16 protein-coding genes are annotated in these 15,964 nt (G+C 69.4%); 9 read left to right on the plus strand and 7 right to left on the minus strand.

From position 1 onward, the window contains the following. The first annotated feature begins 38 nt into the window (after nucleotides 1-38). From rnpA to MFF26_RS09670, 4 genes are all read left to right on the plus strand, one after another. Complete coding sequence (rnpA, locus tag MFF26_RS09655) at nucleotides 39-542, plus strand: ribonuclease P protein component (RefSeq protein WP_137827548.1); 504 nt, start codon at nucleotides 39-41, stop codon at nucleotides 540-542. Next, on the plus strand, nucleotides 535-2,370 hold the full coding sequence (gene yidC / locus MFF26_RS09660; protein WP_238307919.1) for a membrane protein insertase YidC: 1,836 nt from the start codon (nucleotides 535-537) through the stop codon (nucleotides 2,368-2,370). Before rnpA ends, yidC begins: the two co-directional genes overlap by 8 nt. A gap of 221 nt (nucleotides 2,371-2,591) precedes the next feature. Beyond that, nucleotides 2,592-3,251 (plus strand): ribosome biogenesis GTP-binding protein YihA/YsxC, encoded by a 660-nt coding sequence (gene yihA, locus MFF26_RS09665; RefSeq protein WP_137827550.1) that lies wholly within the window; start codon nucleotides 2,592-2,594, stop codon nucleotides 3,249-3,251. Further along, nucleotides 3,248-3,610 carry a DUF423 domain-containing protein gene (locus MFF26_RS09670; RefSeq protein ID WP_137827551.1) on the plus strand — a complete coding sequence of 121 codons (363 nt, stop codon included), beginning with the start codon at nucleotides 3,248-3,250 and terminating at the stop codon, nucleotides 3,608-3,610. Before yihA ends, MFF26_RS09670 begins: the two co-directional genes overlap by 4 nt. A gap of 124 nt (nucleotides 3,611-3,734) precedes the next feature. Here MFF26_RS09670 and MFF26_RS09675 read toward each other — a convergent pair whose 3' ends face one another. Both MFF26_RS09675 and MFF26_RS09680 read right to left on the minus strand, forming a co-directional pair. Next, nucleotides 3,735-5,162, minus strand: a complete 1,428-nt coding sequence (locus MFF26_RS09675) for a short-chain fatty acid transporter (protein ID WP_137827552.1) — start codon at nucleotides 5,160-5,162, stop codon at nucleotides 3,735-3,737. Nucleotides 5,163-5,251: 89 nt separating this feature from the next. Next, on the minus strand, nucleotides 5,252-5,926 hold the full coding sequence (locus MFF26_RS09680; protein WP_137827553.1) for a metallophosphoesterase family protein: 675 nt from the start codon (nucleotides 5,924-5,926) through the stop codon (nucleotides 5,252-5,254). 265 nt (nucleotides 5,927-6,191) lie between these two features. Here MFF26_RS09680 and MFF26_RS09685 point away from each other — a divergent pair, with 265 nt between their 5' ends. Further along, nucleotides 6,192-6,632 (plus strand): hypothetical protein, encoded by a 441-nt coding sequence (locus MFF26_RS09685; RefSeq protein ID WP_137827554.1) that lies wholly within the window; start codon nucleotides 6,192-6,194, stop codon nucleotides 6,630-6,632. Nucleotides 6,633-6,728: 96 nt separating this feature from the next. Here the strand turns inward: MFF26_RS09685 and clpB are convergent, their stop codons facing one another. Next, complete coding sequence (clpB, locus tag MFF26_RS09690) at nucleotides 6,729-9,359, minus strand: ATP-dependent chaperone ClpB (protein ID WP_137827555.1); 2,631 nt, start codon at nucleotides 9,357-9,359, stop codon at nucleotides 6,729-6,731. Nucleotides 9,360-9,612: 253 nt separating this feature from the next. Continuing rightward, on the minus strand, nucleotides 9,613-10,407 hold the full coding sequence (locus MFF26_RS09695) for an MOSC domain-containing protein (protein WP_137827556.1): 795 nt from the start codon (nucleotides 10,405-10,407) through the stop codon (nucleotides 9,613-9,615). A 144-nt stretch (nucleotides 10,408-10,551) separates the two neighbouring features. On the opposite strand from MFF26_RS09695, the gene MFF26_RS09700 reads away from it, so the two are divergent. Further along, complete coding sequence (locus MFF26_RS09700) at nucleotides 10,552-11,328, plus strand: MOSC domain-containing protein (RefSeq protein WP_137827557.1); 777 nt, start codon at nucleotides 10,552-10,554, stop codon at nucleotides 11,326-11,328. A 51-nt stretch (nucleotides 11,329-11,379) separates the two neighbouring features. Here MFF26_RS09700 and MFF26_RS09705 read toward each other — a convergent pair whose 3' ends face one another. Further along, the gene (locus tag MFF26_RS09705) at nucleotides 11,380-11,607 is read right to left on the minus strand and encodes a hypothetical protein (protein ID WP_137827558.1); all 228 of its coding nucleotides are present in this window, start codon (nucleotides 11,605-11,607) and stop codon (nucleotides 11,380-11,382) included. A 194-nt stretch (nucleotides 11,608-11,801) separates the two neighbouring features. On the opposite strand from MFF26_RS09705, the gene argB reads away from it, so the two are divergent. From argB to MFF26_RS09720, 3 genes are all read left to right on the plus strand, one after another. After that, complete coding sequence (gene argB, locus MFF26_RS09710) at nucleotides 11,802-12,698, plus strand: acetylglutamate kinase (RefSeq protein ID WP_137827559.1); 897 nt, start codon at nucleotides 11,802-11,804, stop codon at nucleotides 12,696-12,698. A 155-nt stretch (nucleotides 12,699-12,853) separates the two neighbouring features. After that, complete coding sequence (locus tag MFF26_RS09715) at nucleotides 12,854-13,594, plus strand: pyrimidine 5'-nucleotidase (RefSeq protein WP_137827560.1); 741 nt, start codon at nucleotides 12,854-12,856, stop codon at nucleotides 13,592-13,594. Continuing rightward, nucleotides 13,591-14,019, plus strand: a complete 429-nt coding sequence (locus MFF26_RS09720) for a metallopeptidase family protein (RefSeq protein ID WP_137827561.1) — start codon at nucleotides 13,591-13,593, stop codon at nucleotides 14,017-14,019. The genes MFF26_RS09715 and MFF26_RS09720 overlap by 4 nt, the downstream gene beginning before the upstream one ends. 47 nt (nucleotides 14,020-14,066) lie before the next feature. On the opposite strand, the gene MFF26_RS09725 is transcribed toward MFF26_RS09720, so the two are convergent. Continuing rightward, nucleotides 14,067-15,299, minus strand: coding sequence for a peptide ABC transporter permease (locus MFF26_RS09725; protein ID WP_137827562.1), 1,233 nt, complete (start codon nucleotides 15,297-15,299; stop codon nucleotides 14,067-14,069). Between the two features lie 125 nt (nucleotides 15,300-15,424). Then, nucleotides 15,425-15,955, minus strand: a complete 531-nt coding sequence (locus tag MFF26_RS09730) for a DUF2937 family protein (protein ID WP_238307920.1) — start codon at nucleotides 15,953-15,955, stop codon at nucleotides 15,425-15,427. Nucleotides 15,956-15,964: the final 9 nt, after the last annotated feature.

Raw genomic sequence — 15,964 nt, forward strand, 5'->3', positions numbered from 1 at the left:
CGTCCCGCCCGCCCGGCGGGACCGGCCTCGGAGCGCCCGTGTCGACGATCCGCCGACTCCGGCGGCGCCCGGACTTCCTGGCCGCTGCCGGGGGCCGGCGCTTCCATACCGAGCGCCTCAGTGCGCAGGGGCGCCTGCGCGAGCCGGATGAGGAGCGCGACGGCGCCCGCGCCGAGGGCCTGTTCCTCGGCTTCACCATCACCAAGCGCGTGGGCCATGCGACCGAACGCAACCGGATTCGCCGCCGCCTGCGCAGCGCGCTCGTCCTCGTGGCCGATGATGCGCCCGAGATCGGTGCCGACGTGGTCGTGATCGCCCGCCGCCCCGCCCTCGATGCTCCCTTCGAGAGCCTCGTCGAGGATCTGCGCCGAGCCCTGCGCACGGTGACGCGGCCGCCCGGCCCCAAGCCTGCCGGTGCTAAGCCCGCCCACTCTCCCGACCGTCCGAATCCGGTCCGCGGCCCCCGCCGCGGCCGAAATCGGGCTGCCGGCCCCTCCCCCCTTCCCGTATCGATGGCGCCTGACGGATCGACCGATGGGTAACGACAAGACGAACATGTTCGTCGCGATCGCCTTGTCTCTGGTGGTCCTGCTCGGCTGGCACTACTTCGTGACCGGCCCGGCGACCGAGAGGCAGCGGCAGGCGGCGGCCCAGAGCCAGAGCACTCAGCCGGGCGCTCCGACCGCCGACGGCGTGCCGGCCCCGAGCCCGCGCGAGGGCGGCCCCTCGGCCCCCGTGCCCGGCACGCTGCCGACTCCGGCCGGTCCCGTCTCGCGCGAGGACGCCCTCGCCCGCTCGGCCCGGCTGCGGATCGACACGCCCGCGCTCTACGGTTCGGTCGCCCTGAAGGGCGCCCGCATCGATGACGTGAGCCTCAAGAATTACCACGAGACCGTGAGCGACGAGAGCCCGCGCATCGTCCTGCTCTCGCCGACGGGAAGCCCGAATCCCTATTATGCCGAGTTCGGCTGGGTCGGCCAGAACGCCGGTCCCCTGCCGAATGCCGAGACGGTGTGGACGGCCGACGGCGATCTGCTGGCGCCCGGCAAGCCGGTGACGCTGAGCTGGGAGAACGGCCAGGGCCTGACCTTCAAGCGCATCCTCGCGGTCGACGACAAGTTCATGTTCACGGTCCGCGACGAGGTCGAGAACAAGTCGGCCAACGCGGTCACGCTCTATCCCTACAGCCTCGTCTCCCGCTGGGGTAAGCCGCACACCCAGGGCTACTACGTGCTGCACGAGGGCCTGATCGGCTGGCTCGGCGACGACCGCCTGCAGGAATACAGCTACGACGCCCTCGCCAAGGAACCCGCCTATGGCGGCCCCAACACCCGCGGCAAGGCGTGGTCGAACGTGACCGGCGGCTGGGTCGGCATCACCGACAAGTACTGGGCGGCGGCGGCGATCCCCGAGCAGGACAAGCCCTTCACCGGCGCCTATACCGAGCGCACCGACGGAGCCACCAAGGTCTACCAGACCAGCGTGCGCGGCGACGCCGTTTCGGTGGCGCCGGGGGCCTCCTCGGCCACCACCCAGCGCCTGTTCGCCGGGGCCAAGGAAGTCAACCAGATCAACGAGTACAAGCGCGATCTCGGAATCCGCGAGTTCGACTCGATGATCGATTGGGGCTGGTTCTGGTTCCTGACCAAGCCGATGTTCCGCGCGCTCGACTTCTTCTTCCATCTCGCGGGCAATTTCGGCGTCTCGATCCTGCTCGTGACCCTGATCCTGAAGATCTTCTTCCTGCCGATCGCCAACCGCTCCTACGTCTCCATGGCCAAGATGAAGGCCGTGCAGCCCGAGATGACCTCCATCCGGGAGCGATACAAAGACGACAAGATGAAGCAACAACAGGCGATGATGGAGCTGTACAAGAAGGAGAAGATCAACCCGGTCGCCGGCTGCTGGCCGGTGCTGATCCAGATCCCGGTCTTCTTCGCGCTGTACAAGGTCCTGTTCATCACCATCGAGATGCGGCACGCGCCGTTCTTCGGCTGGATTCAGGACCTCGCCGCGCCCGATCCGACAAGCCTGCTGAACCTGTTCGGTCTGCTGCCGTTCGCGGCGCCCGACTTCGTCCATATCGGCGTGTGGCCGATCATCATGGGCGTGACGATGTTCGTCCAGATGAAGATGAACCCCGCGCCGCCGGACCCGGTCCAGGCGCAGGTCTTCACCTTCATGCCGATCATCTTCACCTTCATGCTCGGCTCGTTCCCGGCCGGCCTGGTGATCTACTGGGCCTGGAACAACCTGCTCTCGGTGATCCAGCAATACGTCATCATGCGCCGCAACGGCGTGAAGGTGGAATTGTGGGACAACCTCAGAGGCACGTTCAAGCGCAACAAGGGCGCCCCGGCCAAGAGCTGACGCCCACCGGCGCGAGGCCCGCCCGCTCGAACGCGGCGCGGGCCTCGTGCTCTCGGCCCCCCCGAGATCCATTTCCGATCCACCCCGCTTGACGAAGCCCATCCGAGGGGTGCAGCGGCAGGAGGTGGTCGGTCCGCGGTGAGGCGCTGCGGCGCCTTTCGCACCATCCTGACGCCTCATCCCTCCCCACGAAGGAGAGGGACATCAGCGGCCCCGACCCCATGACTGACGCCGCAACCGACGAACCCACCCCGGAACTGCTCGAAGCCGGCCGCCTGCTCTTCGCCGGCTCGGCCGATTTCACCTCGGCCGCCCCCGCGCTCGGTGCGCTGCCGCCGATGGATGGCGTCGAGATCGCCTTTGCCGGCCGTTCGAATGTCGGCAAGTCGAGCCTCGTCAACGCCCTGACCGGGCGCAATACCCTGGCGCGCACCTCGCACACGCCGGGCCGCACCCAGCAGCTCAACTTCTTCCGGATCGGCGAGCGGTTCACCCTGGTCGACATGCCGGGCTACGGCTACGCCCAGGTCGAAAAGGCCAAGGTCGAGGCCTGGACCAAGCTGATCCACGCCTATCTCAAGGGCCGCTCGAACCTCGCCCGCGTCTACGTACTGATCGATTCGCGCCACGGGCTGAAGGAGATCGACACCGCCCTCCTCGACGGGCTCGACAAGGCCGCGGTCTCCTACCAGCTCGTCCTGACCAAGGGCGATGCCCTCAAGAAGTCCGAGATCGACAAGCGCATCGAGGGCATCCGCACGGCGCTGGCCCGTCGCCCGGCGGCCTATCCGGAAGTGCTGCTGACCTCGAGCCGCGACGACCGCGGCGTGGCGGAGCTGCGTGCCAGCATCGCCCGCCTGCTGCAGGAGCGCGGCGCGTGACCGGTCTCGATCGCGCGCTCGCGGCGCTGGCCGCGCTGGCGGGCCTCCTCGGCGTCGCCGCCAGCGCGGCCGCCGCGCATACGAGCGGCGGCGAGACGCTGAAGACCGCCGCGCAGTTCCTGCTGTTCCACGCCCCCGCCATCCTGGCGCTCGTCGGGTTCGCCGCCGCGGGCTTGACCCGTGGTGCTCTCACCCGCGCCGCCGCGGGCGCGCTGGTGCTCGGGCTCGCGCTGTTCTCCGGCGACCTCGCCATGCGGGCGCTGGCCGGTCAGCCGCTCTTCCCGATGGCGGCACCGACGGGCGGAGTCGTGCTGATGGCGGGCTGGCTCCTCGCCGCCGTGGCTGTCCTGATTCCCTAACGGGTTCCCAGAGGGCGAGCCCTTTGGCGGGGCGCCGGGGCAGCGCCCCGGTTTCCCTTCACCAGGGCTCTGCCCTGGACCTGCGAGAGGACTTGTCCTTTCGAAACCCGGATCAGGGCGCGCCCTACGGAATGACCGGCGGGTGGTAGGTCAGCGTGAAGGCGAGCGCCCAGAGCAGGAACAACACCAGCGGCAGGTGGACGATAAGCTGCAGGAAGCTGAAGCCGACGATATCGCGCGCCTTCAGACCGAGGATGCCGAGCAACGGCAGCATGAAGAACGGGTTGATGAGGTTCGGCAGCGCTTCGGCCGCGTTGTAGACCTGCACCGCCCAGCCGAGGTGGACCTTCAGCTCGTTCGCCGCCTGCATCACGTAGGGCGCTTCCAACAGCCACTTGCCGCCGCCGGAGGGAATGAAGAAGCCGAGCAGCGCCGAGTAGACGCCCATGGCGAGCGGGAACGAGCCCTGCGTGTTCAGCGCCACGAAGGCGTGGGCGATGACGTCCGAGAGGCTGTGGCCGGCGGCATTCTTGGCGCCCGTCAGGATCGCCGCGATGGCGGCGTAGAACGGGAACTGGATCAGGATACCGGCGGTGGCCGGCACCGCCTTGCCGAGCGCCACCAGGAAGCGCTTGGGCCGCCAGTGCAGCACGAAGCCGGTCATCAGGAACAGGAAATTGTAGGTGTTGAGGCTGGAGATGGCGATCATCCAGTCCTGCCGCGAGAATTCCTGGATTAGCCAGCCGGCGGCCAAAAGACCGATCAGCACCGTCAGGATCGGCGCGTGCTCAAGCCACTCGCCGGGCTGCTTCGGCGGCTCGACCGTCTGCTCCTCCTTCGTCACGTCGACGCCGAGATCCTGGGCCGTCACCGCCGTGTCCGGCCCCGGCGCCGAGGCGATCGCGATCACCGCCGAGATGACCACGAGGATCACGGTGATCAGCATCGATTGCCAGAGGAAGATGGTCTCGCTGAACGGGATCACGCCGGTGATCTGCAGCAGGCCCGGCGGCAGGCTTTTGGGGTTCGCCTGAAGCTGCGCGGCGGACGAGGAGAGGCCCATCGCCCAAGTGGCGCCCAAGCCCAGATAGGCGGCGGCGCCCGCCGCGCGGTAATCCATCCGCAGGTCGGTGCGGCGGGCCAGGGCGCGGGCCAGCAGGCCGCCGAAGATCAGGCTCAGGCCCCAGCTGAGGAGTGAGGACAGCATGGTGGCGAGCGCCACGTAGCCGATGGCGCCGCGGCCGGTCTTCGGCACCAGCGCCATCCGCTCGATCAGCGCCTGCACGGGGGCGGAGGTCGCCACCACGTAGCCGCCGATGGTGACGAACACCATCTGCATGGTGAAGGGGATCAGGCTCCAGAAACCGTCGCCGAAGCTCTTCGTCACCGCCTGGACCGGCGCCCCGTTGAGGAGCGCGGCGCCCGCCACGATCACCACCGCGATCGCCACGAAGACGAAGGCGTCGGGGAACCACTTCTCCGCCCAGTCGGTGAAGCGAAGCGCGAGGCGGGCGAGCGCGCTGTCCTCGCGGCGTCGGCTGTCCGGCGTCATGGTCGTTTCGTCCGCATCCCCGGCACTCTCCGTTGCCGTCGGCCAAGGTATGCAGCGGAAGCGGAGCCAGTCTCAAGGGCGCGGGGGTTTCACCGGGCCGGAACACTCAAGATTTCGGTAGGACCGTCCTGCCCCGGCGTGAAGATGCCGGCCGTGAGGGCGTTGCCGTAGACGGCACCGGTGTCGAGATTGGTGCGGAACCGCAGCCGCTCCGGTCCGCCGCGCGTCTGCGGCGTGTGGCCGTGGACGACGTGGCGGCCGAAATCGTGATCCGCCGAGAGGAACGGCTCGCGCATCCACAGATGCACCTCGGGATCGGGATCCGGCACCTCGGCATCGGGCCGGAAGCCGGCATGGACGTACCAGCGCCGGGCATCCGAGTGGAGCGTCGGCAGCGCCTCGATCCAATCGAGCACGTCGCCGGGAATTTCCTCCGGCCCGGCGACGTCGAAGGAGGTCAGCGTCGCCGCCCCGCCATTGGCCCGCCAGAGGTCGAGGGCGCCGGGCTCGTGCAGCGTCTTCAGCAGCATCGCCTCGTGGTTGCCCATCAGGCAGACCACGGCGTCGGGCTCGCGCCATTGCAACTTGCGCAACGTCTCGATCACCCGGGCGCTGTCCGGCCCGCGGTCGATATAGTCACCGAGGAAGACGAGCTTGCGGGTACGGCCCGCGGCATGCGCGTCGATGCGGTCGAGCAGCGTGTCGAGGAGGTCGGCACAGCCATGGATGTCGCCGATGGCGTAGGTGAGCGTCTCGGCGGTCATGGGCTCGTTGTCGGTGGAATCATGGGCCGGGGCAAGGGTGCCCTCGGAGGAGTGGCGGAGGATGCGGCTCGCCCAATCCCTGCGCCCGATCGGACCGGGCGCAGCAGGGGTAGTCCGGATGCTCCGGGAGCGGCGCCACCGGCCCAGACGTTTCAACCCTATCAACCATCCCCGGCACCGAGGGCGACGTTCGACGAACCCGGATCGTGCGCGTGCCCCGACACGCCCGGTCGGCGAGCCCGGGATCTTGAGAGAGGGTACGACCATGCAAATCGTACGCGTCGCCTTCCTCGTTGCCGCCGCGCTGCTGGCGGCTCCGGCCGCCGCCCAAGATGGGGGCAGGAGCATGCTGGACAAGCTGAGGGCCGCCCCCGCTCCGGAGCAGCAGCGGGATCTCGACACCATGACCCTCGCCTCGGCCCATCGCGAGCGGGCGGAATCGATCGAGCAGCGAACCTCGGGCTTGTGGCAGTCCTGGCTCGTCTCGGTCTGCGAAGGCTGCGGCCCTGAACGCCGCTCCTACTCGGACCGCGACGCACAGGAACTCATGCGCCGGGCCGCTGACGACTCGGCGAAGCGGCAAGGTGAAAAGAAGTACCTGTACTCCCCGCCCAGCCGCCCGGCCCGCGCCAGCGCGTCGGGCAGCATCTATAGCGATCTCTCGACGAACAACATCGAGCAGATCCGGCGCGACCCGAACCGATAGACGGTCGGGCCCCGGGCCACGCCCTGACCGGGGGACGTAGGCCCCCGCGTTGTCCGGGCCGACCGGCCGATGACGTGCCGCTCGGCCCTTGTTGGTTCAGTTCAGCAGCACGCCCGCCGGGCGGCGGGTGCCGCCGACCGGGACGCCGCCGACCGTGAGCCCTTCGGGCCCGACCCGCACCGGCACCGCCTCGCCGTCATGGATGCGGCCGGCGAGCAGGGCTTCGGCGAGCGGGTCCTGCACGCTCTTCTGGATCACCCGCTTGAGCGGACGCGCCCCGTAGGCCGGGTCGTAGCCCTTGTCGGCAAGCCAGGTGCGCGCCTCCTCGTCCACGTCGAGGGCGATCTTGCGATCCTCCAAGAGCTTGCCGAGGCGGCCGAGCTGGATGTCGACGATCGCGCCCATCTCCGACCGCGCGAGGCGGTGGAACAGGATGATCTCGTCGACCCGGTTCAGGAATTCGGGCCGGAAGTGACTCCGCACCACGCCCATCACCTCGTCCCGGACGGCGTCGGTGTCCTGGCCCGCGGGCTGGTTCACCAGATACTCCGCCCCGAGATTCGAGGTCATGATGAGGAGCGTGTTGCGGAAATCGACCGTGCGGCCCTGCCCGTCCGTCAGGCGCCCGTCGTCGAGCACCTGTAGCAGGACGTTGAACACGTCCGGATGCGCCTTCTCCACCTCGTCGAACAGCACGACCTGATAGGGCCGACGCCGCACGGCCTCGGTGAGCGCGCCGCCCTCCTCGTAGCCGACATAGCCCGGAGGCGCGCCGATGAGGCGGGCGACCGCGTGCTTCTCCATGTACTCGGACATGTCGATGCGCACCAACGCCGTGTCGTCGTCGAACAGGAAGCCGGCCAACGCCTTGGTCAGCTCGGTCTTGCCGACGCCGGTCGGCCCCAGGAACATGAACGAGCCGATCGGCCGGTTCGGATCCTGCAGGCCGGCGCGCGCCCGGCGGACCGCGGTCGAGACCGCCTCCACCGCCTCGCGCTGACCGACGACGCGCCGGGCGAGGGTATCTTCCATCGCCAGCAGCTTCTCGCGCTCGCCCTCCAGCATCTTGTCGACGGGCACGCCGGTCCAGCGCGAGACGACGCCCGCGATATGGGCCGGCGTCACCGCCTCCTCGACCATGCCGTCGCGGTCGGAGCCGCCATCGGCCGCCGCCTCGATCTCGGAAAGCCGCTTCTCGAGGCCGGGGATCACGCCGTAGGCGAGCTCACCCGCCCGCTGATACTGGCCCTGGCGCTGCGCGGCGGCGAGATCGTTGCGGGCCTCGTCGAGCTTCTTCTTCAGCTCGGCGGCGGCGCCCAACTTGTCCTTCTCGGCCTTCCAGCGGGCCGTGATCGAGGCGGATTGCTCCTCCAGATTGGCGAGCTCGCCCTCCAGCCGCACGAGACGGTCGCGGGAGGCGGAATCCGTCTCCTTCTTGAGGGCCTCGGCCTCGATCTTCAGGCGCACGATCTCCCGATCGATCGAGTCGAGTTCCTCCGGCTTCGAATCGACCTGCATGCGCAGGCGCGAGCCGGCCTCGTCGACGAGGTCGATCGCCTTGTCGGGCAGGAAGCGGTCGGTGATGTAGCGGTTCGACAAGGTGGCCGCTGCGACCAGGGCCGAATCCTGGATGCGCACGCCGTGATGCTGCTCGTACTTCTCCTTGATGCCGCGCAGGATCGACACCGTGTCCTCCACGGTGGGCTCGGACACGAAGACGGGCTGGAAGCGCCGCGCCAGCGCCGCGTCCTTCTCGACATGCTTGCGGTACTCGTCGAGCGTGGTGGCGCCGACGCAGTGCAGCTCGCCGCGGGCGAGCGCGGGCTTCAGAAGGTTCGACGCGTCCATGGCACCGTCGGCCTTCCCGGCGCCGACCAGCGTGTGCATCTCGTCGATGAACAGGATGATGCGGCCTTCCGCTGAGGTCACCTCGGACAGCACGCCCTTGAGCCGCTCCTCGAACTCGCCGCGATACTTCGCTCCGGCGATGAGGGCGCCCATGTCGAGGGCGAGCAGGCTCTTCTCCTTCAGGCTCTCCGGCACGTCGCCGTTGACGATGCGCAGGGCCAAGCCCTCGACGATGGCGGTCTTGCCGACGCCGGGCTCACCGATCAGCACGGGGTTGTTCTTGGTGCGGCGCGACAGGACCTGGATCGTGCGGCGGATCTCCTCGTCGCGGCCGATCACCGGATCGAGCTTGCCCTCGCGGGCGGCCTCGGTGAGGTCGCGGGCATATTTCTTCAATGCATCATAGGCGTTCTCGGCGCTCGCATTGTCCGCGGTGCGGCCCTTGCGGAGCGCGTTGATCGCGCCGTTGAGCGAGGCTGCAGTGACGCCCGCCGCGACCAGGATGCGGCCGGCCTCCGAGTCCTTCTCGACCGCGAAGGCGAGCAGGAGCCGCTCGACGGTGACGTAGGAATCGCCCGCCTTCTCGGCCGCCTTCTCGGCGGTGTCGAACAGGCGCACGAGATCGCGCGTCGCCTGGGGCTGGGCGGAATTGCCGGAGACCTTCGGCTGCTTGGCCAGCCATTGCTCGATCTGCGCGTGCGCGACCCGGGACTGGCCGCCGGCACGGTCGATGAGACCGGCGCAGAGCCCTTCGGAATCGTCGAGCAGGACCTTCAGGAGATGGCCGGGCGCGAGCTGCGGATTGCCCTCGCGGACGGCGAGATTCTGCGCCGCCTGGACGAAGCCGCGGGCGCGCTCGGTGTATTTTTCGAAATTCATGCGTGTGTCCTTCCCCGGATCGAATCTTATCCGCCCGCCATTCGCGGCGCGGATCGCTCGATGCGTTGCCCCGCGGGGTCGGCCCCGCCGGAGCGCCGACGCTTCGGAAAGCCGTCGACAGGGGTGAAGTGGGTGTTGCCTTTTCGTAACACAAGGGGGACGAGGACCCGTAGGCGGGTCCCGTATGCGGCTTCCTCAAGCCAAGCAATTTAAGGCGCGCGCCGGCCCCATATTCCCCGCCGCGCAGATGGTCTCAGGCCGCGCCGGAGATCGGCGCCGGTGTGGTGACCCGATCGCCGGTGCGCACCTCGCCGTCCCCGAGCACTTCGAGATAAATGCCCAGATCGACATGGCCGAAATGGCGCTTGAGGTCGCGGGGAAGCGTGGTGTCGCGCTCGGCCGTCACCGGGTCGACATCGACGGCGGCGCAGCGCGGCGTCCGGGCGAGGGCCCGGAACCGCAGGTTACCGATGTCGATCTCCTGGCCGACCCAATCCAGCTCGGACCAGGGTGCGAGCCCGTCGACATAGATGTTGGCCCGGAAGCGCAGGGGATGAAGAGACCCGCCGTTCCGCTCCTCCAAGGCGCGCACCGAGGCGAGATTGACGAAGGAGACGGCCCGCATGAAGGCCGGGGAGATGACGCTGCCATCGGTGAACTTGTGCCCGTCCGCCCTGACCAGCCGGGGACGGCCTTTGGCGGCGGGGCCGATATAATCCTCGAAGAATCGCTCGACGGCGTCGCGGCCTTCCTCCGTCGAGAGGTCCGCGCGGAGCACGTCCTGTCCATCACGGACCACGCTGAGCCATCCGGTCTCGGGCTCGAAGCGCGTGCTGAGCGCCGCCAGGGTCGTATTGCTCCGCAGCATCAGGAAGTAGCCCTTGTCGAGCGGCTCCGGTGCCTGGGGATCGAACGTGGTCGTGCCCAGGGCGAGGGCGTATTCCCGATCATGGGCGAGACCGGCGGCCTGGCTGAGGCCGAGCACGGGCAGCGGCTCGGCGGAGAGGCCCTTGACGGGATAGCGGTACAGAGCGGTGACATGGGCCATGCGAGCGGAGGCTCCTTCCAGAAGCCAACAGGCTCGCGGATGCGGGCCGCGGACGCCATCCGCAGTTCGTCGTAGGTCTCCCGCGAACGAGAGCGATGGGCGGGACGCTTGCCAAGCCCGGGCGACCGGCTCTAGCCAAGGGCCATGACGACCGACCTCGTGCGCATCGCCGGCCTCTACCGCTACCCCGTGAAGGGCCTCTCGCCGGAGGCTCTGGAGAGCGCGCATCTGGAGACCAGCGGCTATTTTCCCGGTGATCGCCTCTACGCGATCGAAAACGGGCCGTCGGGCTTCAACGAGGTGGCGCCGCGACACCTGCCCAAGGTCGCCTACCTGATGCTGATGCGCAACGAGGCGCTGGCGCGGCTGCGCACCCGCTTCGACGCGACGACGCATCGCCTGGAGATCGAGGAGAACGGGCGGGAGGCCGTCTCGGCCGACCTGGGCACCGAGGAGGGTCGGCAAGCGGTGGCCGACTTCATGAAGGGATTCGTGCCCCACGAACTGCGCGGCGCGCCGCGGGTGCTGGCCTCTCCGCCCGGATACCGCTTCACCGATGCCCGCGACGGCTACGTCTCCCTCGTCAACCGGGCGAGCGTGCAGGCGGTCGAGGATCTCGTCGGCGCCCCCGTCGACCCCTTGCGCTTCCGCGCCAATCTCTACCTCGACGGGCTGGAGCCCTGGGCGGAGAACGACCTTCTCGGCCGTGTGCTGGAGACGCCGGACGGGCTGCGGCTGAAGCTGGCGCGGCGGACGGTGCGCTGCGCGGCGGTCAACGTCGATCCGGAGACCGGCATCCGCGACCTCGCGATCCCCCCAGCCCTCGACCGCCATCTCGGCCACAGCGATTGCGGCGTGTACGCGGAGGTTCTGAACGGCGGCACCGTGCGGGTGGGCGAGGTTTTGCGCGTGGTCGGATGAGAGGCGGGTCGACGCGGCGGTCTTCCCACTCTCATCCTGAGCCCTGTGCGCTCAACCCCGGCGGCGCTGGCCGGCGCGGGCGGTGAGCCAGAGCGGTTCCGGCTCGGCGCAGGGGAGGAGCGCGGCGACCGCGTCGAGATCGACGGCGTAGGACTCGGTCAGCTTGCGCCAGATATCGGCCGAGGAGCCGGTGCCCTGGCCGAGGCGCTCGACGACGCGGGCGATCAGGCCGGGATGGGTGAGGCTGGGACGCGGTTCGGGAAGATCGGCGTTGAACATGCGAGTCGCCCCCTGGACGTCTTCGAATCATCGTCGAAACAGGGTTAACGAACTGTTGCAGACGCGCCTTATCGGTTCGCGCCTTCGCGTCCGGGGCGCGGCGTATCTGGGCAAGCCGGCGGCTTCGCGTCGCGGCCAGGCTGCGCTAGAAGCCGGGCGCGAATCCGACTGAACCGAGGCGAACGAGCTCTTCGATGACCGATCCGCTGCCGAACGTGCACGTGCGCGCCGAGATCCTGACCCAGGCGCTGCCCCACATGCAGCGCTACGATCAGGAAATCGTCGTCATCAAGTACGGCGGCCACGCCATGGGCGATCCGGCGGCGGCGGAGGATTTCGCCGAGGACATCGTGCTGCTCGAGCAATCCGGGCTGAAGCCCATCGTCGTTCACGGCGGCGGGCCGCAGATCGGCAAGATGCTGGCGCGGCTCGGCATCGAGTCCGAGTTCAAGGGCGGCCTGCGGGTCACCGACGAGGCCACCGTCGAGGTGGTCGAGATGGTTCTGGCCGGTTCGATCAACAAGCAGATCGTCGGCTGGATCGCCGCCGAGGGGGGGCGGGCGATCGGCCTCTGCGGCAAGGACGGCAACATGGTCCGGGCCAAGCGGGCCCTGCGCACGATCAAGGATCCCGACAGCAACATCGAGCAGGCGGTCGATCTCGGCCTCGTCGGCGAGCCGGAGCATGTCGAGCGCGGGGTTCTGGACGCGGTGCTGAAGGCCGAGCTGATCCCGGTGCTCGCTCCCGTGGCCTACGGCGCGGACGGCAAGACCTACAACGTCAACGCCGACACCTTCGCGGGCGCCATCGCCGGTGCGCTGCGGGCCAAGCGCCTGCTGCTGCTCACCGACGTGCCTGGCGTGCTCGACAAGGACAAGAACCTGATCCCCGAACTCTCGGTGGAGGATTGCCGCCGCCTGATCGCTGACGGCACCATCACGGGGGGCATGATCCCGAAGGTCGAGACCTGCATCTACGCCATCGAGCAGGGCGTCGAGGCGGTGGTCATCCTCAACGGCAAGGTGGCCCATGCGGCGCTCCTGGAGCTGTTCACCGATTTCGGTGCCGGCACCCTGATCCGGCGGACCTGAGCGGCGACCCGTGCGGGCCGCATCGGCTTCGTGAAAGCCGGCGGCCATCGTTCGGGCCGATGCTCGCCGCGACGGGCGTGGCGGTGTTCCGCCGCGCTCGGCTTCCTACATCATGGATGGGGCGCCCCCGCCCCATTCCCAGCAGGCTCCGCCTCGTGCTTCTGTCTCCCGAGACCCACTTCACCACCCCGGACGCGCGGGGCTTCTCTCACGTCGACACCTGGGTGTTCGACCTCGACAACACGCTCTACCCGAGCGACGCGCGGGTCTGGCCGCAGGTCGACGAGCGCATCACCCTCTACGTGATGGGGCTGTACGGGCTGGACGGGCTCTCGGCGCGGGCGCTGCAGAAGTATTTCTATCACCGCTACGGCACGACCCTGAAGGCGCTGATGGTCGAGGACGGCATCGATCCGCACGCCTTCCTCGATTTCGCCCACGACATCGACCATTCGACCATCCTCCTCGACGAGGCGCTCGGGACGGCCATCGAACAATTGCCGGGCCGGAAACTGATCCTCACCAACGGCTCGCGTCGCCATGCCGAGCGGGTGGCGGACAAGCTCGGCATCCTCGACCATTTCGAGGACGTGTTCGACATCGCGGCGGCCGACTTCGTGCCGAAGCCCGAGAGGATCACCTACGAGCGCTTCCTCGACCGGCACGGGGTCGATCCCCGCCGCGCGGCGCTGTTCGAGGACATCGCCCGCAACCTCGTGGTGCCGCACGATCTCGGCATGGCCACCGTGCTGGTGGTCCCGCCAACGCCGGATCCGTTCCGCGAGCAGTTCGAGCAGGAGGCGGTCAAGGAGCCGCATATCGACCACATCACCAGCGACCTCGCGGCCTTCCTGCGCAGCTGCGTGCTCCCGGTCGCGCGGGAGCCGGAGGCGTGAGCCCCTCCGCCGATTGGGCGAGCGCGAAGGCGCCGGATCTCGCCGAGATCGAGGCCCTGGCCGACGCCGCCTTCGCCGCCTTGCCGGACGCGTTCCGGCGCCTCTGCACCGGGGTGCGCATCCATGTCGACGACTTCCCCGACGAGGAGACGTTGACCGAGATGGGATGCGAGACCGCGTTCGATCTCCTCGGGCTGTTCCGCGGCGTCGGCCTCGCACAGGCGGGCGAGGTCGCCACGGGTCAGATGCCGAACGCGGTCTGGCTCTATCGCCGGCCGCTTCTCGACTATTGGGCCGAGCACGACGAGAGCCTGGGCCATCTCGTGACCCACGTCCTCGTCCACGAGATCGGGCACCATTTCGGATTGTCCGACGACGACATGGCGGCGATCGAGGCCGCCGCCGACACGATCCGCGAGCCCTGACCGGCGGCAATCCGGAACCGCGCGACCGGTGGCGGCGCGGGCGCGCCTCAGCCCTGGGCGGGCAGGCGCGGAATCAGCCCGACCTTCGGGCGCTTGTGGCGGAACTGTCCGCGCTCGACCGCCACGAAGGTGAAGATCGTCAGCGCCAGCGTCGTCAGCCACCACCCGACGGTGAGGCCGACGCCGACGCAGCCGACCACGAAGGCGGCTGCGAAGGCCGCCATGGCGCAGGGCACCAGGGCGGTCGCGTCGCGGCCCGCCCGGCGGATCGCGCCATGAAGCATGAAGGCGATGGCGAAGGCGCCGACGATGCCGAGCTCGTACCAGACCTCGAACAGCATCGTGGTCGGCGCGTTGGCCGGCACGATGCCGAAGACGCGCCCGCGCAGGGCCGTCTCCAGGCCATGCCCGGTGATGAGCCGCAGGGGCTCCAGCGCCACCAGCTTCTGCCACGCCTTGACGGCCAGCACGCCCGGCGCCACCGGGCCGAACAGGGCCACCCCGATCGGCCGGGCGAGGAAAGGCAGCAGCGGCGCGATCGCCAGCAGGCCCGCGGCGGCGAAAGCCGTGACCTTCACGCCGAGCGACAGGCGCCAGTTGGTGAGCGCGAAGGCGAGCGCCCCGATGGCGAGGGCGAAGAGCGGCATCGAACCCGGCGCCGTCAGCAATGCGCCCGCGACCAGCACCGCCACCACCAGGGATTCGGTGTCGCGGCGGCGCGAGCGCAGCCACGCCACCGCGGGCCAAGCCAGCAGGGCGAGCAGCACGCCCCCCCGCTCCAGGGCGCTGTCGCCGTTCGGGTTGCCCTTGAGCATGGCGTCGCCGACGAGGCCGATCAGGATGGCGACGATCGAGGCCGTGCCGACGCCGAGCGGCAGGAGGTAGAGATTGGCCGAGCGCATCCGGTCGGGAAGCGCCAGATAGGCCAGCAGCGTCATCACGATGGTGGCGATCAGATTGCCGAAACGCTCGCTCGCCGGCCCCGGGAACGGCGTCCAGATCAGGGTGAGGCCGCACCAGAACACCACCAGCAGCCCGGCCAGGAACGAGGGCGCGGTGAGCAGCCGCCGCAGGGACGGCTGGACCGCGCGCTGGCGCCGATCAATGGCGCTCGCGGTGATGAGCAGAACCACGGCGATGGGGGCGAGCACCACGGTGGCGCGCCGCGACACCTGCGCGGCCACCGGCAGGGCGACGAAGAGGCCGAAGAAGCCCATGCGACGCAGAAGAGCCGCCGCGTCGAGGGCGGGATCCACGGTCGTGTTGGGTGAGCGCGCCATGCGTGGGGACCGGGTCCGGCGAAGACGCGCAGCGCGCTCGCCCTGACCCTACCTAGTGCAGCCACGGTTGGGCGGCTGTAGACGTCGTGCAACACACCCGCAGGGAGCCCCCGCGGTGTTCCCGCTCAGACCGGCGTGGTTTCCACCCGTCGGCGACGGCTGCGACGCGCCATGTGACGGCCGAAATCGGCGGTGACGCGCCAGCCGGCCCAGGCGGCGAAGAAGCCCAGGAGACCGGCCACGATACCGTCGGCGGTGGTCGGCACGGCGGGCCGGTAATCGCCATAGGCGGCCTGCGCGATGCCCAGATCGGGATCGCGCGCGATGACGAAGAGGCGGCCGAGCGGGCTCTGGGCCGAGTCGAGCGCCTGCTTCTGTGCCTCCAGCGTCTTCAACCGCTCGATATCCGCCCGCGCCGCCTCGCCCCGCCGGGCCGCGAAGGCATCGGGGTTCGCGCGCAACCGATCCAGGGCCGCCTCGCGGCTGCTGCCGGTCGCCTGCGCATCGGCATCGAGGGCGGCGATGGAGCGGCGCAGTTCATCGAGGGCCCCGCCGAGGCGCTGGGTGTATTGCTGGGCGAATTCCGGTCCCTGCGCGGCCAGGATCGCGGCGAGCAGGCCGAAGGCGAGGCCGAGGGTACGGACGACGCGGAACACGGGCTCATC

This window comes from Methylorubrum suomiense, assembly GCF_022179765.1.
Taxonomy (GTDB): domain Bacteria; phylum Pseudomonadota; class Alphaproteobacteria; order Rhizobiales; family Beijerinckiaceae; genus Methylobacterium; species Methylobacterium suomiense.